The 17280-nt window shown below is 70.9% G+C and carries 14 protein-coding genes; 6 read left to right on the top strand and 8 right to left on the bottom strand.

Going from position 1 to position 17280, the window contains the following annotated elements; genetic code table 11:
- Positions 1-83: 83 nt before the first annotated feature.
- From ITJ69_RS00550 to ITJ69_RS00525, 6 genes are all read left to right on the top strand, one after another.
- Entirely contained in the window at positions 84-1094 is a 1011-nt protein-coding gene (locus tag ITJ69_RS00550) for a glycerophosphodiester phosphodiesterase family protein (RefSeq protein WP_123293190.1), read from the top strand.
- A 12-nt stretch (positions 1095-1106) separates the two neighbouring features.
- Positions 1107-3551 carry an ATP-dependent helicase gene (locus ITJ69_RS00545; RefSeq protein ID WP_194671720.1) on the top strand — a complete coding sequence of 815 codons (2445 nt, stop codon included), beginning with the start codon at positions 1107-1109 and terminating at the stop codon, positions 3549-3551.
- Positions 3552-3701: 150 nt separating this feature from the next.
- On the top strand, positions 3702-5123 hold the full coding sequence (locus tag ITJ69_RS00540) for a pyridoxal phosphate-dependent decarboxylase family protein (RefSeq protein ID WP_323742863.1): 1422 nt from the start codon (positions 3702-3704) through the stop codon (positions 5121-5123).
- A complete protein-coding gene (locus ITJ69_RS00535; RefSeq protein ID WP_194671719.1) occupies positions 5120-6493 on the top strand; it encodes a lysine N(6)-hydroxylase/L-ornithine N(5)-oxygenase family protein in 1374 nt (457 codons plus the stop codon). Before ITJ69_RS00540 ends, ITJ69_RS00535 begins: the two co-directional genes overlap by 4 nt.
- Positions 6494-6531: 38 nt before the next feature.
- Entirely contained in the window at positions 6532-8901 is a 2370-nt protein-coding gene (locus ITJ69_RS00530; RefSeq protein ID WP_323742862.1) for a GNAT family N-acetyltransferase, read from the top strand.
- A gap of 132 nt (positions 8902-9033) precedes the next feature.
- Positions 9034-9606: a hypothetical protein gene (locus ITJ69_RS00525; RefSeq protein ID WP_194671718.1), complete on the top strand. Its 573-nt coding sequence runs from the start codon at positions 9034-9036 to the stop codon at positions 9604-9606.
- Between the two features lie 16 nt (positions 9607-9622).
- On the opposite strand, the gene ITJ69_RS00520 is transcribed toward ITJ69_RS00525, so the two are convergent.
- Genes ITJ69_RS00520 through ITJ69_RS00485 form a run of 8 tightly spaced genes read right to left on the bottom strand, consistent with a single transcriptional unit; the run spans position 9623 to position 17279 of the window.
- The gene (locus ITJ69_RS00520) at positions 9623-10258 is read right to left on the bottom strand and encodes a pyridoxal 5'-phosphate synthase (protein WP_194671717.1); all 636 of its coding nucleotides are present in this window, start codon (positions 10256-10258) and stop codon (positions 9623-9625) included.
- 18 nt (positions 10259-10276) lie between these two features.
- On the bottom strand, positions 10277-10927 hold the full coding sequence (locus ITJ69_RS00515) for an NUDIX hydrolase (protein WP_194671716.1): 651 nt from the start codon (positions 10925-10927) through the stop codon (positions 10277-10279).
- A complete protein-coding gene (locus ITJ69_RS00510; RefSeq protein ID WP_131922730.1) occupies positions 10924-12504 on the bottom strand; it encodes a nicotinate phosphoribosyltransferase in 1581 nt (526 codons plus the stop codon). The genes ITJ69_RS00515 and ITJ69_RS00510 overlap by 4 nt, the downstream gene beginning before the upstream one ends.
- Positions 12501-13352 (bottom strand): phosphoribosyltransferase family protein, encoded by an 852-nt coding sequence (locus tag ITJ69_RS00505; RefSeq protein WP_159570510.1) that lies wholly within the window; start codon positions 13350-13352, stop codon positions 12501-12503. Before ITJ69_RS00505 ends, ITJ69_RS00510 begins: the two co-directional genes overlap by 4 nt.
- A 24-nt stretch (positions 13353-13376) precedes the next feature.
- The gene (locus ITJ69_RS00500) at positions 13377-13847 is read right to left on the bottom strand and encodes a hypothetical protein (protein ID WP_194671715.1); all 471 of its coding nucleotides are present in this window, start codon (positions 13845-13847) and stop codon (positions 13377-13379) included.
- A 5-nt stretch (positions 13848-13852) separates the two neighbouring features.
- Positions 13853-14533 carry a hypothetical protein gene (locus tag ITJ69_RS00495; RefSeq protein WP_123936925.1) on the bottom strand — a complete coding sequence of 227 codons (681 nt, stop codon included), beginning with the start codon at positions 14531-14533 and terminating at the stop codon, positions 13853-13855.
- Entirely contained in the window at positions 14533-15396 is an 864-nt protein-coding gene (locus ITJ69_RS00490; RefSeq protein WP_194671714.1) for a hypothetical protein, read from the bottom strand. Before ITJ69_RS00490 ends, ITJ69_RS00495 begins: the two co-directional genes overlap by 1 nt.
- A complete protein-coding gene (locus tag ITJ69_RS00485; RefSeq protein ID WP_228504461.1) occupies positions 15393-17279 on the bottom strand; it encodes a WXG100 family type VII secretion target in 1887 nt (628 codons plus the stop codon). The genes ITJ69_RS00490 and ITJ69_RS00485 overlap by 4 nt, the downstream gene beginning before the upstream one ends.
- Position 17280: the final 1 nt, after the last annotated feature.

The following is a 17280-nucleotide window of genomic DNA, read 5'->3' as shown; positions in this document are numbered from 1 at the left end:
TGAGATGCACGGGCTCCGGCCGGGCGCGTGTGTCCCGCGACACAGGGCGGCCCGCCGTCACCCTGGCCCAGTAGGGTCGCGCCATGACCCTCGTGATCGCCCACCGCGGTGCGTCCGGCTACCGCCCCGAGCACTCGCGGAGCGCGTACGAACTCGCCATCGAGCTCGGTGCCGACGCGATCGAGCCGGACCTGGTGCCCACGAAGGACGGCGTGCTCGTGCTCCGCCACGAGAACGAGGTGTCCGGCACCACCGACGTCGCGGACCACCCGGAGTTCCGGCACCTGCGCACGACGAAGACCGTCGACGGCCAGAGCCTGTCCGGCTGGTTCACCGAGGACTTCACCTGGGCCGAGCTGCAGACGCTCCGCACCCGGGAACGTCTGCCCGCCCTGCGGCCCGGGTCGGCCGAGCACGACGGCGAGGAGCCGATCCTGCGCCTCGAGGACCTGCTCGCGATCCTCGACGCCGCGCCTCGTCCGGTCGGGCTGGTCGCCGAGGTCAAGCACGCGGCGTTCTTCGACCGCGCGGGCTTCCCGATGGGCGAACTCGTCGACCGCACGCTCGGTGACGCCGGGTGGCGCCGTGACGAGCGGCTCACGGTCGAGAGCTTCGAGAAGGGCGTGCTCCGCGACCTGCGCGAGCGGCACACGGGTGGTCGGCTGGTGTACCTCCAGGAGGCCCGTGGCAGTGCCGCCGACGAGGTCGCGTCCCACGGATCGCTCGCCCCCACCTACGCCGCGGAGCGTTCCGAGGACGCGCTCGCGTCGTTCGCGACCGAGTTCCACGGCATCAGCGTCGACCTCGGCACGCTGATGGCCGGGGTGGACAGCGTCGCGCTCGAGGACCCGACGCCGGTCCGGAGCGCGATCGTCGACCGTGCGCACGCCGTGGGCCTCGCGGTGTACACGTGGACGCTCCGACCGGAGAACCGGTTCCTGCCCGGGCCGCTGCGCCGCGGTGGGGACGTCGCGGCCTTCGGCGACTGGGAGCGCTGGTACACCTCGGTGATCCGGACCGGCCTCGACGGGGTGTTCGCGGACCACACCGACCTGGCGGTCCTCGCCCGGTCGGCTGTCGGGGGTCCCGCTTAGACTGTCCCGAACATGACGATCGTGCTCGACCCCTTCGAATCGACGCCCGAGCCGGGCGCCGGTGCCCGTGCGTACGAAGACCCGTTCACCGCGGGTCTGAACCCCCAGCAGAAGGAAGCCGTCGAGTACCGCGGCGAGTCCCTGCTGATCGTGGCCGGTGCCGGATCCGGCAAGACGAGCGTCCTCACGCGCCGCATCGCGCTGCTGCTCGCCAACCGTGAAGCCTGGCCGTCGCAGATCCTCGCGATCACCTTCACGAACAAGGCCGCGGCCGAGATGCGTGAGCGCGTCCGGGCTCTGGTGGGTGGCGAGTCCGACGGCATGTGGATCTCGACGTTCCACTCGGCGTGCGTGCGCATCCTCCGGCGCGAGGCCGAGCGCTTCGGGTTCGCGCAGTCGTTCACGATCTACGACTCCGCCGACTCCAAGGCCCTGCTGAAGCGGATCATCAAGGACCTCGAGGCGGACACGCTCGGGCTCACGGTGGGCGCCGCGGCGTCGAAGATCTCGAAGCTCAAGAACGAGCTGCAGGACATCGACTCGTACGCGCGCAACATCAACGTGAACGACCCGCAGGAAGTCATGTTCACCGAGGTCTTCCGTCGGTACACGAACGACCTGCGCCGGGCGAACGCGTTCGACTTCGACGACCTCATCGGCCAGACCGTCTTCCTGTTCCGGGCGTTCCCCGAGGTCGCTGCGCTCTACCAGCGGCGCTTCCGCTTCATCCTGGTCGACGAGTACCAGGACACCAACCACGCGCAGTACTCCCTGATCCGCGAGCTCACGCGTCCGGTGCCGGTCGACCAGGTCGACAAGCTCGAGGACTCCGGCCAGCACGTCGCCCGCATGCGCGAGCGCGACGGGTCGATCGCCGGAGCGTCCCTGACCGTCGTGGGCGACTCGGACCAGTCGATCTACGCGTTCCGCGGGGCCGACATCCGCAACATCGTCGAGTTCGAGCGCGACTTCCCGAACTCCAAGGTGATCCTGCTCGAGCAGAACTACCGCTCGACGCAGACCATCCTCGACGCCGCGAACGCCGTCATCGCGAACAACTTCGACCGTCAGGCGAAGAACCTGTTCACCGACGTCGGCGCGGGCGAGAAGATCGTCGGCTTCACCGGGTACACCGGCCACGACGAGGCCCAGTTCGTCGCCGACGAGATCCAGCGCTTGCGCGAGAACGGCATGGACTACCGCGACATGGCGGTGTTCTACCGGACGAACTCGCAGACCCGTGCGCTCGAGGAGATCTTCATCCGTGCCGCGATCCCGTACCGGGTGCTCGGCGGCACGAAGTTCTACGAGCGCGCCGAGATCAAGGACGCCATGGCGTACCTGATCACCGTGGCGAACCCCGCCGACCCGATGGCGCTCCGTCGTGTGCTCAACGTGCCGAAGCGCGGCATCGGCTCCGTCACCGAGACGACCCTGCAGCGCTACGCCGACGAGCACGAGACCACGATGCGTGATGCCCTGCGGCACGCGGGTGAGCTCGGCTTCGGGCCGAAGGTGCGGAACGCCATCACCGAGTTCGCGGCGCTGCTGGACTCCGTGTCCGAGAAGGCCCCGACGCAGCCGGTCGTCGACACCCTGACCCAGCTGCTCGACGGCTCCCACCTGCTCGAGAACCTGCGGAAGTCGCCCGACGCGCAGGACGCCGCCCGGGCCGACAACATCGACGAGCTCGTGGCGGTGACGCGCGAGTTCCAGAAGAACAACCCCGAGGGCACGCTGACGGACTTCCTGACCGAGGTCTCGTTGGTCGCAGCGGCGGACGAGCTCGACGACTCGTCCGGCACGGTGTCGCTCATGACGCTGCACACGGCCAAGGGGCTGGAGTACGAGGCTGTGTTCCTGACCGGCGTCGAGGAAGACCTGCTGCCGCACCGGATGTCCGCGAACGAACCGGGTGGTCCGTCGGAGGAACGCCGGTTGTTCTACGTCGGCATCACCCGCGCGAAGAAGGTCCTGTTCCTGTCGCTGGCGATGACCCGCGCCCAGTTCGGTGACGTCAACGTCGCCATGCCGTCGCGCTTCCTGCAGGAGATCCCCGAGGGGCTCATCGAGTGGAAGCAGTCGCCGGGCATGGCGAACAGCCGTGGTGGCACGCAGCCCCGGGCGCTCAACGCGAAGCGCGAGGGCGGCATCGGCGGCGGCGGTGGCGGTGGTTACCGCGGCGGTGGCGGCTGGGGCGGTGGGTCGTACGACCGCGCGGCCGCTGCGTCGAAGACCCGCCCGAAGACCGAGTGGGCGAACCGGGTGTCCGGCCAGGTCCGCGACAACGGCGACATGGAACTCGTCGCCGGCGACCGGATCAAGCACGTCGACTTCGGCGAGGGCACCGTGTCGGCGGTGACCGGCCAGGGCGCGAAGCGCATCGCCGAGATCGCGTTCGACTCCGCGGGCCGCAAGAAGCTGCTCATCAAGATCGCGCCGATCGAGAAGCTCTAGCCAGAGCTGGCTGAACGTCCGTACACCCCGCCGGTTCCCCGGCGGGGTGCGTTCGTCGTGGGCACGAGGACGTCGCGCCACGCCCGAGACCTGGGAGTCCACCCCTGTTCGGGTGACACCGAAATACAGGTGAGGTTAGCCTTACCTAACGTGACACCCATCGAACTGCTGACCACTGCCAACGCCGAGCGCTACCGGTCGACCGTCGGGTCGACGGTGGACCAGCTCGCCGACCGACTCGCCACCGTCGACCGCCCGACGACCGCGACCGCCCCGGAAGCGCTCCACGACCGGGTGCGCGCGGTCGACCTGGACGCCGCTCCTGTCGGGACGGAACGGGCGCTCGCCGAACTCGACGACCTGTTCGTCCGCGAGGCCGTGTGGTTCCACGACCCCGGCTACCTCGCGCACCTGAACTGCCCGGTCGCACTGCCCGCGGTCGCCGCCGAGTCCGTCCTCGCCGCGGTGAACCCGTCGGTCGACACCTGGGACCAGTCCCGCATCGGCACGGACATCGAACGCCACGTCGTCGACTGGCTGGCCCGTCGTGCCGGGTTCACTGCCGGCGACGGGGTGTTCACCTCGGGCGGTTCGCAGTCCAACTTGCAGGCGCTGCTGCTGGCGCGCGAAGCCGTCGGCATGGCCGGAACCGTGTTCACGACGGCCGAGACCCACTTCAGCATCGCCAAGTCGGCACGACTCCTCGGTCTCGAGGCCGTCGTCGACGTCGCCACCGACCACGCCGGTCGGATGCGGCCGGCAGCCCTCGTCGAGGCGATCGCGGCGACCCGGGCCGCGGGCGGGACGCCGATCGCGGTCGTCGCGACCGCCGGCACCACCGACCGCGGGGTCATCGACCCGATCGAGCCGATCGCCGACGTGTGTGATCTGGAGGACGTCTGGCTGCACGTCGACGCCGCGTACGGCTGCGGGCTGCTCGTCTCCCCGACGCGTCGGCACCTGCTCGCCGGCATCGAGCGGGCGCGCAGCGTGACGACCGATCTGCACAAGTCCTTCTTCCAGCCGGTGTCCTCGAGCGCACTGCTCGTCCGTGACCCGGCCGACCTGCGCCGGACGGCCTGGTACGCCGACTACCTCAACCCCGAGGACGCCGCCGAGCCGAACCAGGTCGACAAGTCGCTGCAGACCACCCGCCGCTTCGACGCCCTGAAGCTCTGGGCCACCCTGCGCGCGACCGGGGCCGACGCGATCGGCACCGCGTTCGACGCCGTCATCGACCTCGCTGCCGCCACCCACCGGATCGTCGAGGAGCACCCCGACCTGGTGCTCGTCGCCCCGACGCAGCTCAGCACCGTGCTCTTCCGCTGGCAGCCCGCCGGGGTGAGCGACGAGCAATCCGACGCGCTCGTCGCCCCGATCCGTGCGGCGCTGCTCGCCGAGGGCCGGGTCCTCATCGCGAAGACCGTGATCGACGGCCGACCCTGCAACAAGCTGACGCTGCTCAACCCCGAGACCACCCCGGCGCAGATGCGCGCCTCGCTCGAGCACGTCGCTGCGACGGCAGCACGGGTCCGCGCGACCACCACCGCCCCGGAAGGAGCAACGCGATGACCACCGACCGCACCGTGCACGACCTGATCGGCATCGGCATCGGCCCGTTCAACCTCGGCCTCGCCTGCCTCACCGACCCGCTCGACGACCTCGACGCGGTGTTCCTCGACGCCGCCGACGGCTTCGCCTGGCACCACGGCATGATGCTCGACGACGCCACGATCCAGGTGCCCTTCATGGCGGACCTGGTGACGATGGCCGACCCGACCTCGCCGTTCTCGTTCCTCGCGTGGCTCAAGGAGACCGGCCGCCTGTACCCGTTCTACATCCGCGAGGACTTCCACCCTCTGCGCAGCGAGTACGACGCCTACTGCCGGTGGGCCGCCGACCGGCTCGACACGCTCCGGTGGGGCCGGTCCGTCACAGCGGTGGAGCACGACTCGGCGACGGACGTGTTCACGGTGCACGCCGAGACCGATCAGGGTCCCGAGACGTACCGCGCACGCCACGTCGTGGTCGGCATCGGTACGGAGCCGTCGGTCCCCGCCCCGCTGCGCGGGATCGCCGGACCGGTCATCCACTCCGCCGAGTTCCTGCCGAACCGCGACGCGCTCCGCGGTGCCGCCTCGATCGCGGTGGTCGGCAGCGGGCAGTCCGCTGCCGAGGTCTACCGCGAGCTGCTCGAGGACCTGCGCCAGGACGGCTACCGACTCGACTGGATCACCCGGTCGCCGCGGTTCTTCCCGATGGAGGACACGAAGCTCACGCTCGAGATGACGAGTCCGGAGTACACGGACCACTTCCACGGCCTGCCCGAGGATGCTCGCGACCGTCTCGGGCGCGAGCAGCGCGGGCTGTACAAGGGCATCAGTGCGGACCTGGTCGACGAGCTCTACGACCAGCTGTACCGCATCAGCGCTCGAGGCCCGATCCCGACGACCCTGCGCACCGAGACCAGTGTCGTCGACGCCGAGTGGCTCGCCGACCGGGGGACGTACCGGCTGACGCTCCGCCACGAGCAGCTCGGCGAGACGTACGAGCACGAGGTCGAGCGGCTGGTCCTGGCGACCGGGTACACGCCGCGCACGCCACGGTTCCTCGACCCCGTCGAGCACCTCGTCGCCCGTGACTCCCGTGGTCGCCTGGCCGTCGCGCGCGATCACCACGTCGACACCCTCGGCGGACGCATCTGGGTGCAGAACGCCGAGGAGCACACGCACGGCCTGACCGCGCCCGACCTCGGCATGGGTGCGTGGCGGAACGCGTCGATCATCCGGTCCGTCACGGGTCGCCCCGTGTACGGCCTGGAGGCCCGGATCGCCTTCCAGGAGTTCGGCCTGCCCGCCACGGACCAGCCCACGACCCCACCCGACGGCGCGCACCACGCGCCGGCCCGGCAGACGACCGAGCGCACGGAGGTGCCCGCATGAGCGCGCACGTGACGGGCGCCGATCTGACAGGCACAGATGTGAGGCGCACTGCACTGGCCGGTGCGCCCGAGGCGACGGTGTCTGCCGGAGCTGCTCCGGGCCTCCTGGCCGTCGAACCCGTGGTCCCGGAACGCGACGCCGCCGTCGTCCAGTCGTGGCTCGCCCACCCGGCGTCGTCGTGGTGGGAGATGGGCGACCTCGACGTGGACGGCGTCCGGGACTACCTGACCGGCGTGCAGGCGGACCCGGCGCAGGCTGCGTGGCTCGGCCGACGCGACGGTGAGCCGTGCTTCCTGGTCGAGACCTACGACCCCGCCGCCGTCCTGCTCACCGACGTGTGGGCGGCGGAGCCCGGCGACGTCGGCATGCACCTGCTCGTCGCATCGGTGCCGGCCGGCGGCCGCGTGCACGGACTGACGAGCGCCGTGATGCGCGCCGTCGTCGTGCACTGCCGCGACGTCCTCGGCGCGCGGCGGGTCGTCGTCGAGCCGGACGTGCGGAACACCGCGGTGCAGGCGAAGAACGCCGAGGTGGGCTTCCGCGCGCTGCGCCAGGTCGACGTCGACGGCAAGCGGGCACTGTTGTCCGTGCTCGACACCGACCGGATCGGCGTGCCCGACGACGACGGTCCGGCCGCGCACCTGCGACCCGAGCACCTGGAACCCGCTGAACGCCACCTGGTGGCGAAGGCCATCGCCGAGTTCACCCACGAGCGGCTGATCGCACCCGTGCCGGACGCGGAGGGGTGGCGGCTCGACGCGGGGGACTCGACCTACCGGTTCCGGGCACGCCAGCACGTGCTCGAGCACTGGTCGATCGACGAAGCCTCGCTGACGCGCACTCGCGCTGGGACGCCGGCGTCGCTCAGTGCGCAGGACTTCGTGCTCGAACTGCACGAGGTGCTCGGGATCCCCGACGAGCTCCTCGGCACGTACCTGGAGGAGATCGCCTCGACCCTGGCGAGCGCCGCTGCGAAGCACCGGAGGGGTGGGCCGTCCGCCGCGCAGCTCGCGCGTGGTCGGTCCGCTGCGGGCTCGTCCGTCGAGGCTGCCGTCGCCTCGTTCCAGGACGTCGAGGCGGCGATGACCGAGGGTCACCCGGCGTTCGTCGCCGCGAACGGGCGGATCGGGTTCGGACTCGACGAGTACCGGGCCTTCGCACCCGAGGTCGGCGGCCGGTTCCGGTACCGGTGGCTCGCCGCCCGACGGGAGCACACGCACCTGGCGCTCGCCGCCGACCGGACGGAGCAGATGCACTGGCAGGCGGAGCTCCCCGAAGCGGTCGTGGCCGGGTTCCGCGCCACGCTGGAACGTCGGGGCCTCGACCCCGACGACTACGTGTGGATCCCCGTGCACCCCTGGCAGTGGCAGCACCGGATCGCCGTGACGTTCGCACCCGACCTGGGGCGGCAGGACCTCGTCGACCTCGGCGAGGGGCCGGACGAGTACCAGCCGCAGCAGTCGATCCGCACCGCGTTCGACCGCTCGGACCCGACGCGCTCGTACGTCAAGACGGCGCTCGCCGTGCAGAACATGGGGTTCCTGCGGGGGATGTCGCCCGCGTACATGCGGAACACTCCGGCGGTGAACGACTGGGTCGAGTCGATCGTCAGCGCCGACCCGACGCTGGCCTCGGTCGGGTTCTCGGTGCTCCGTGAGCACGCCGCCATCGGCTACACCGGCGACGCGTACCACCGGGTCGACGTGTCGTCGCCGCAGCGCAAGATGCTCGCGGCCCTGTGGCGGGAGAGCCCGCTGCCGCGGGTGACGGACGGCGAGCGACTGCTGACGATGGCGGCGTTGCTGCACCGGGACGCCTCGGGGAACGCCGTCGTCTCGGCGCTGATCGAGGCATCGGGGCTGCCTGCCGACGAGTGGGTGCGGCGCTGGCTCGACGCCTACCTCTTGCCCGTCGTGCACTGCCTGACCGTGCACGACCTGGTGTTCATGCCGCACGGCGAGAACCTCGTGCTCGTCGTCCACGACGGCGCCGTTGTCCGTGCCGTCATGAAGGACATCGGGGAAGAGGCAGCGGTGCTCGGGCGCCACGACGATCGTCCCGTGCCCGCCGACATCGACCGGATCGTGCACCCGGTGTCCGACGACGAAGCGGCCCTTGCGGTGTTCACCGACGTGTTCGACGGGGTGCTGCGGTTCGTCGCGGCGATCCTCGACGACGACGGAGCGCTGCCGGAAGGCCGGTTCTGGGAGGTCGTAGGGGAGTGCATCGACGCGCACGCCGCCGCGCACCCGGACCGCCGCCGGCCGTTGGACCTGCGGGTGCCGACGTTCGAGCACTCCTGCCTGAACCGGCTACAGCTGCGGAACACCCTGTCGATGGTCGACCTGGCGGACCAGTCGTCGTCGCTCATCCGGGCGGGGGCGATGGCGAACCCGATCGGACGGTAGGGGCTGCGCGGCGGACGGCGGACCTACTCGGTGCGAGGTTGACCACTCCGTGCAGCGCAAGAAGCGCGCACGGAGTGGTCAACCTCGCACCAGCCGGAGCGGCGCCGGTGCGGGGTGCGGGAGACTGGCCTGGTGCAGACGGGCGGGGGCGGCGCGATGGACGAGGTCACGGTCGACATCGGGGACGTCGTCGACGCGGATCAGACCTGGCGCCGTGCATTCCGACCAGTCAGGCGCATCCGAGGCGCCGGACTGTTGCTCGGCGGGGCGGTCCTCGTCGGGGGAGTCGTCGTCGCGGACCGGCCGAGAGACCGCGGTACCGCAGTGGTCCTGGTCGGCACGGTGCTGGTTGCCGCGGGGCTCATCGCCCTCGGGTACCTGGTCACGCGACGCCGGCTACGGCTGGCCCGGGCCGCGCGGTCGACGGCCGTCGATGCCGGTGTCGCTCGTGTCCTGACGCAGGCACGGGCTGCTGGCGTTCCCGAACTCGACCCGGCCAGCGTTCGGCGCGCGCTGGTCGAGACCGACAACGGACCGGGGCCCTGGTACGACCCGAAGCTCGGTCCGCACACATGGCCGGTGTGGCGCGTGCGGACCACCGACCCCACGGCGACGGTGTTCGTGGTGGCCAGGAAGTCCGACGACGCCCGGTCGCTGACGATCACCGTCGAGTCCGCGAAGCCGTCGTGGTGGCAGCGGGACTGACCGGGAGCGGACTCGACTACGGCTGCAGGCGGGTGGCCGACCAGGCGCCGTCGGCGAGCACGTACTGCAAGCGGCGGTGCATCCGGTCGCGGCTGCCGTGCCAGAACTCCACCACGTCGGGCTCGAGCCGCCACGCGACCCACCCGGCCGGCCGTGGGACGGCGTCGTCGGACTCGTCGAGCAGCACGTTGGCGTCGTCGATCAAGTCCTGCAGCGTCCGCGGTTCGAGCACGGCAGACTGGTCCGCGATGGCGGTGGCGGCGCGGGACTTCGGCGACCGGTCGGCGAACAGCGCGTCGGATTCGTCGTCGGACAGCTGCACCGCCCGGCCCTCGAACCGGAGCTGCTGCATGGTCTCGCGCCAGTAGACCTGGAGTGCCGCGTGCGGGTTGTCGGCGAGCTGACGACCCTTCGGGCTCAGCGTCGAGGTGCCGAACACGAGCCCGCGGTCGTCGAGTCGCTTCACGTCGACCGTGCGGGCGGACACCCGGCCGTCCGCTCCGGCCGTGGCGAGGGTCATCGACTTCGGCTCGGAGACGTCGCGTTCGTCCGCGGCATCCAGCCACCGCTGCGCGAGGTCGAGCGGCGACGCCGGGGGTGCGTCGAACTCGGGCAGGTGCAGGGAGGCGTCACCGGACAGGGAGGAGGACATGGGTCCACCCAACCGTGCTCAGTCCTGCCACGTCCAGGCTGCCGGGGGACGCCCGCCCCGGGGTCCCGCACTCGCTGGGAGGTCGACCCGGGCAAGCGCGGTGTTCGTACGGAGCGTCCGGTTGAGGTTGCCCGGGTCCGGTGTGGTCCCCGTCAGGGCGATCCGCAGCCGAGCGGCGTCCGCCGTGGTGAACGGATCGCCGAGCAGCGCTCGTGTGAACGGCAGGTCAGACCAGAGGAGGACCCGTGCGCGCTCGAGCGCCGAGTCGACGATCCGGTCGTGGTCGAACGGCAGTCCGAGCGGCAGCGCGCCGACCTCGTGCCACGTTGCGTCGGCGTGCGCTGCCGGGTCGATGACCGCGAGGAACGCGATGCTGATCGCGGAGCTCCGTGGATCGCGGTCGGGTCCGTCGAACGCGCCGACCTGCGCGAGGTGGCGCACCGCTGCCGGGCCGACGCCGGTCTTGGTCCGCAGGGCGCGCCGCGCACCGTCGGCGAGGATCTCGGTGCCGTCGAGGAGCACGCCGGGGAGCGCTTCCTGTCCGGCGTACGGTGCGTACGCCCGACGCGCGGTGGCGACCCGTAGACCGTCCGTCGTCACGAAGGACACCGGGACGACGTCGATCGCGATGAGCGGTTGGTCGCGGATCGCCGCTGCGGCATCGGTCACGCGGTGGCCCCCCGGCGGGTGGCACGAGCCGAACGCTCGTCGCGGAGCGTCTGGCGGACGTCGGCGAAGGACTGGAGGCGCGTGAAGCGGCCGTCGACCCACACCGGCTGGAGCAGGCTGGTCGCCTCGTCGTCGGCCGTGGCCTGGTCCGTCTGCCGGATCTCGCCGGTCTCGTCGCGGTGCAGGGCGATGCGGCCCTTCGCGCTCTTCTTGCCGCTGCCGGTCTTCGGGTCCTTCTGGATGTCGACGGGCTCGCCGTCGACGAGTGCCCACGTGGCCTTGACCGCGCTGCCGAGGTTGTCGCGGGTCATGTACTGGTACGTGTACGACCCGATGCCGAGCACGATGTTGTCGCTCGAGTACCCCTTGGCGGCCAGGCGCTCGTAGATGCGACGGGCACGGTCGAGCGTGATGCTGTCGCCGTAGATGACGCCGATGTGCTGGTCGAGGACCTTGAAGCCCTGCTCGTTCACGGTGTGCCCGAAGATCTCGTCGAGCAGTTCGACGACGCCCTTCTGCTCGTGGCTGCGGTCGGCGGCGAACAGTTCCGCCTCGTCGACACCGTGCACGGTGCCGGTGACGATGTCGACCGGGTCGCCCGAGTCGGGTCGGATCACGAGCTTGCCGTCACGACCGGTGATGCGGTCCTTGAGCTGCGGCAGGGTCTCGGTGATGACCTTGAACAGGTCGAAGCCGTCACTGACCGCCGAGACGATGCCCGTCGGGTACACGTCGAGGATCTGCTCGAAGGTCGCCAGCTCGCCGTCGGCGCCGCGGACGCACATCACGCTGTGCTCGGTGGCGGGCACGCTCGCGGCCACCCAACCGTTGTCGCCCGGGTAGTAGCGGTCGATGAAGTCGAGCGACGGCATCGAGTCAGTGCCGAGGAACGAGAGCAGGTGGCCCGCGCCACCCGCTGCGGCAGACTCGATGCTCGACTGCCCACGGAACGAGAAGTCGTGCGCGGCGAAGTCGATGCCGGCCGGGACCGCGCCGGTGCGGGCGGCCCAGTCCTCCATCAGGTCGCGGTACTCGAGCGCCTTCGTCGCGACCGTCGACGGGTGCCAGATCGACGCCGACAGGGCGGTCTCGATGTAGTTGGGCAGCCAGTAGAACTCGTCGATCGTGTTCTCGACGGTGAGGGTCGCGACGCCGATCGGTGCGAGGGTGCCCTCGGGCAGCGCACGGATCTCGAGGGGCAGGGAGCCGAGGCGGTGGAGGGCCCGGACGTGGTCGGTGCCGATGTGGTTCGGGCCGAAGTAGCTCTGCAGTGCTTCATCGAAGAGCCGGACGACCTCGTCTTCGTCCGCCGCGAAGAACGGTGCCCAGGCCTCGACGAGCGAGCGCTGGATGAACGCCTGCAGCCCGAAGACCACGGCGTGCGTCGACTCGGGCATGTGCGCGTTCGACCGGTTCGTCCAGTTGATCAGGATGCGGGTGGTGCCGGCCGGGTAGACCTGCCGGTGCGAGTGCTTGTAACCGTCGACGGCCAGCAGCGGCGCGATCGGGCTCGCCGTGGTGATGCGCGGCTCGATCCCGGTGCTCGTGCTGGTCGTGGTGCTCGTGGTCTGCGTCATCGGATCTGCTCCGTCAGGTAGGGGGTGAGTGCGATCGTGCGCAGGCCGTCGATGGCGTTCTGCGCCGGGTACGAGTCGGTGGTGACGATCTCGCCGAAGTGGTCGGCGAGCTGTGCTGCCCGGCCGGAGAAGACGCCGTGCGAGACCCAGAGGCCGAGGCGTTCCTTGGGCAGGCCCGTCGAGCCCGCGAGCCCCATGAACGTGCCGCCGCCGTCGCAGATGTCGTCGACCACCAGGAACCGGCCGGTGTCGGGCAGGGGTTCGCAGGTGAAGCCGTCGAGCTTGCCGGTGTCGGGGTTGCGGTGCTTCTCGGCCCGGTAGAGCGGCAGCCCGCACGCCTCGGCGACCGCGGTTGCACGGGGGACCGCGCCCTTGTCCGGAGCGATGATGCCGGTGTACGGGTCGCCGCCGTCGTGCTCGGGTGCGCCGACCACGGCGTCACGGACGACCTGCTCGCTCGTGACGACGGTCAGGTTGTCGACCAGACCGACGATGACCGGCGAGTGCGGGTCGAACGCGATGACCTGGTCGAGGTGGAAGCCGTTGAGGACGTCGGCGTAGACCTTCGCGCCGAACGGCAAGCCGCGGTCTTGCCGGGCTCCGGGCAGGTAGGGGACGAGCGCGACGGACCTCGATCCGCGCTGCCGCACGGCGTCCGCCCACATGCCGAGCATGATCAGGTCGTCGCCGCTCGTGCCGCGCAGGGTCGCGATCTCGGTGAGTCTCCCCGGCTCGGCGGTGTCGTTCGCGACCTTGACGTGGGCTTCACCGGCGGGGAACCGCATGGTGGAGAACGTCGCTGTCGTCTGGTTGCCCTGGGCGTCCCAGGTGCTGAGTTCGACTGCCATGGCTCGACCGTACCACGGTATTTGTCAGGAGGACAAGAACGCAGTCTCGATCGCTGCCTGCGCTCCAGCCCGCCACGGCCGCGGCAGCCCTGAGGGACGTTCCACCACGAAGATCGCCGGGTGCGGGCGGTCGCCGAGGGCGTGTCTGATCGCCGCAGCCGTCGCCCGGGGGTCTCGGGCCAGCACCACGGGGAGCGACCACCGACCCGAACGGAGCATGAGCGACCGCCCGGGCGAGACGGTGTCGGCGGTGATCGCGGCCCAGAGGCCGGCGGCCGTCCCGAGCGGCGTCGGCGTCACGGACCGGAGCGTGGCGAGCACCGGCGGCCGAGGAGGTGGGAGGAACTCCGTACCGGCGCGGGACGGGCCCGCCGGGTCGATGACGAACCGTACCGAGCCCGTGGCCTCGCGCTGGCGGAGTGTGTCGCTGGAGATGCACTGCGTCCCGGCTCCGCCGACCCGCTGGACCACGACCGCCGGGTGTCCACGGTGCATCGGGCTCAGCGCCGTTCGACGTGCGCGAGCGGCTGCTGCTGACGCACCCACGTGGCGTGCTCGACGGGGAGCTCGTCGATCCAGGCGGTGAGGACCGGCACCGGCACGTCGTGCGCGCGTGCGACCTCGAACACGATCTCGGAGAAGGCGAACGCGGCGTCACGGTCCGCCGTCGCCACCACGACCATGAGGTCCTCGGGCACGATGTCGACGCCGTGGCGGAACAGCCACACGCGGACCACGCCAGGCGTGAGCGGAGCTCGTTCCGCGAGCGCGTCGGAGAACCCCTGGGACGCGGACGGTGCCGGGCGGAGCGTGACCTCGGCTCCGTCGGGGAACGGACCACCCGCGGCGATGACCGTCTGCTTCTCGTCTGGCTGCACGACCTGCGGGTAGGGCTGGTCGATGTCGAGCACGAGACCCCAGTCAGTGGGCAGGCCGGCGACCAGACGTGACATCGGCAGTGACAGCGGCGTCGCGGCGACCCCGGCCGGGATGCGCGCGACGGCCGCTGCGGGATCGGTGAAGGCCAGCGCGAGGGGGATGCCCTCGGGGCTGACGACGCCGAGTGGGATTCCCTGCTCGTCGTGTCGGAGCGCGACGACCTCGGCAGCTGCGAACGCGAACCGCGAGCGCACCATCAGGGCGCGTCGCTGTGCGGAGGTGAGGTTCGTGGTGGTGCTCATCAGGAGAAGATCCTCGCGAACAGGCTCGGTCGTGCCGCCGTCGGGGGTGCGAACACGAGCGCGAACGTCGGGTGCAGCGGGTCGCCGGGGTGGGGGATGTCGCGGATGATCGCGTACCCGTCGGAGAGTACCTCTGACTGGACGCCCTGCGGGAACACGAACCGGGCGAGCAGATCGGCCCAGTCGTCGGCTCCGCGGATCTCGGTGCCCCACGTCGGGCGGACGACACCGGACAGCGTCGTGTACGCGCCGAGGTCGGGACGGACGTCGTACCCGAGATCGCCGATCGTGCGGACGATCGGAGCGAGTCTGCCCCAACCCTGTTCGTACGGGCCGGTCGACGGCACGGTGTACGTTCCGCGGGCATCGGCCGGCAGGGGTTCCACGGTCTTCTCGATGCGGGACACCGTCGTCGGCACCACCCCGGGTTCGTGGCGGTCGATCGCTGCTCGGTCCGGGCTCAACGTCGTGCGGAAGCGGCGCGGTTCGTACTCGTTCCGCCAGCCGTCCTCGATGTTCGCGTCGGTCCGGCCGTCGACGGCGAACGATGCGACGTGGAACGAGTCCGGCAGGGCCACCGACTCGAGGACCGCGGGTGCGGAAGTCGTGTGGACGAGCGCCGCGCGCGGGACGACGACCTGTCGCCCGCGTTCGAACAGCGTGCCGTCGAGGTCCTCGACCTCGTGGCCATCGTCCGACAGGGCGTTGAGCAGTCGCAGGCTCGCGCCGTACTCCGGCCACAGTGGGTCGACGGTGTCGGTGATGGTCCACCGGCCGTCCGCGGCGCGCTCGGGCAGGGCGTTCCAGGACGGTGAACGGTCCAGGAGCTCGTGACCCGCCCGGGTGACGCCGCTACGGGTCACCGCAGTCGGTCCTGGACGGACTGCGTCGCCTCGCTGATGTCCCACGGCGCCGTCACGATGCCCGCCGCGACGGCCGGCCCGCGCGAGCCGAGGTCGTGCAGCGCGTTCGCGTACTGGTTCGTCGTGAGGACCCCAGGCTGTGGACTCCGCGTGGCCGGGTCCATCAGCACCTGGTTCATCCCGTCGGGGACGACGTTCCCCGCCTGGTCGACCGGGCTGAGCACGCCGGTGTTCACCAGGTCGCTCGTCGACTTGTCCGTGAAGAGCTGGTGCTGCCCGCCACCGCCGAACTGGGTGTTCGCCTGCGCGGTGCCCTCGGCGTGCGGCAGCGGTTGGTTCACCAGGTAGCTGTCGCCGGTGTTGCGGTAGTCGGGGTGCGTCGAAGCTCCTGCCGGGACGCCGTCGTGACCGGCGTGGGACTGGACGCCCACCTGCACGGACTCGCTGTAGTTCGAGGCGCTGCCGCCGGCGTGCATGGTGCCGTCGGGGACGTAGAAGTTGCCGTGCCCCGGTCCGCTGATCTGGAGCGTCTGCCCGACGAGCGCGTCGGCGTCGCCGTTCGCCCAGCGGTCGACACCGAGGTAGCCGCTCTGGAAGCCGCCCTTGCCACCCTGCCAGTGCCGCGCGAGCTCGGCGAGGGAGGACCCGCCGTTGTCCCAGTACGCCTGCGTGGCCTTGTTCGCGATCTCCGGCATCGACCGGACCGAGGCGATGAAGCCGTCGCCCGGACGTCGGAGTGCACCGACCGCCGCGGAACCGCCGTGCACGGCGAGGGCGCGGAGCGACTCGACCGAGCGCAGTGCGGCACCGTGGCGAAGGTTGTTGACCAGGTGCAGACCCGGCGCGAACAGCTGTCGGCTCTCCGAGGCGACGTGTCGACCGGCCGAGCTGAACTTGGCAGCGAGTGAGGCGCCCTTCGCGAACTCCTCGCCGATCTTCGCCGCGGTGGTGATCCCCTTCATCCCCGGGATGCAGTCGAGCAGCGCGAAGGCGAGATCCCACCCGTCGGCGGTGCCCTTCGACATCTTGTACAGGGTGTCGGCGAGGACGAGCAGGGCTGCGCCGAGCACGATCCAGGCGAGTGGCCCGCCGATGATCATGACGATGATCCCGCCCACGGCGACGACGACCTTCGCGATGGAGACGATGGTCTCCCACGCCTCGGACCCGAAGATCTTGTCCCACGTGGACTGCTTCCCCAGCCCCGCGTCGGCCGCTTCACCGATCTTCGTCGCGGTCCGCTGCTCCGCGTCCTGCCAGTCACCCTTCGCATCGGCGACGAGTCGCTTCGCCGCGTCGATCCGCGACTGCGCCGCCGCGATGTCGCCCTGCGCGGACGACACGGAGCCCTGCGCGACGGAGGCATTGTCGGACGCTGCCCGCAACTGCGCCGGTGACGGCACGTCCACCCCGTCGGGCACCTCGGACCCGGCCGGGTACTCGTCCGCGACCTTCGACAGGTCGGACGATGCCGACTGGTAGTGCGACAGGTTCGACTGCGCATCGGAGAGCCGGTCCTGCGCCGCGGCGAGGTCCCCGGAGGCGTCCTTCGCGTCCGCGAGCGCACCATCAGCCCGGTACTGGGTGTCATCGACCGTGTCCGCCCACCCCGACAACGCCGTCGCAGCGAGTTCGTACGAGTCGACGAGCTTGGTCAGGTCCGACGGGGTGTCCTCGATCGCGTCGACGAACACATCGGCCGCTTCACCCTCCCAGTCGGTCAGCCACCCGGACCCCTTCACCGACTTCAGCCGGGTCGAGGCGTCATCCGCGGCGTCGGAGATGCGCTGGTACTCCCGCGACATCATCCGCAACGTCGACGGATCCCCCTTGACCGGATCATCACCCTGATCGACGACATCCCACCCCGACGGCCGCCCCATG

It is taken from the genome of Curtobacterium sp. VKM Ac-2887 (genome assembly GCF_015350935.1).
In the GTDB taxonomy this organism is placed as follows: domain Bacteria; phylum Actinomycetota; class Actinomycetes; order Actinomycetales; family Microbacteriaceae; genus Curtobacterium.
The sequence above is the reverse complement of the archived record's forward strand: the minus strand, read 5'-3'. Positions and strand labels throughout refer to the sequence as shown.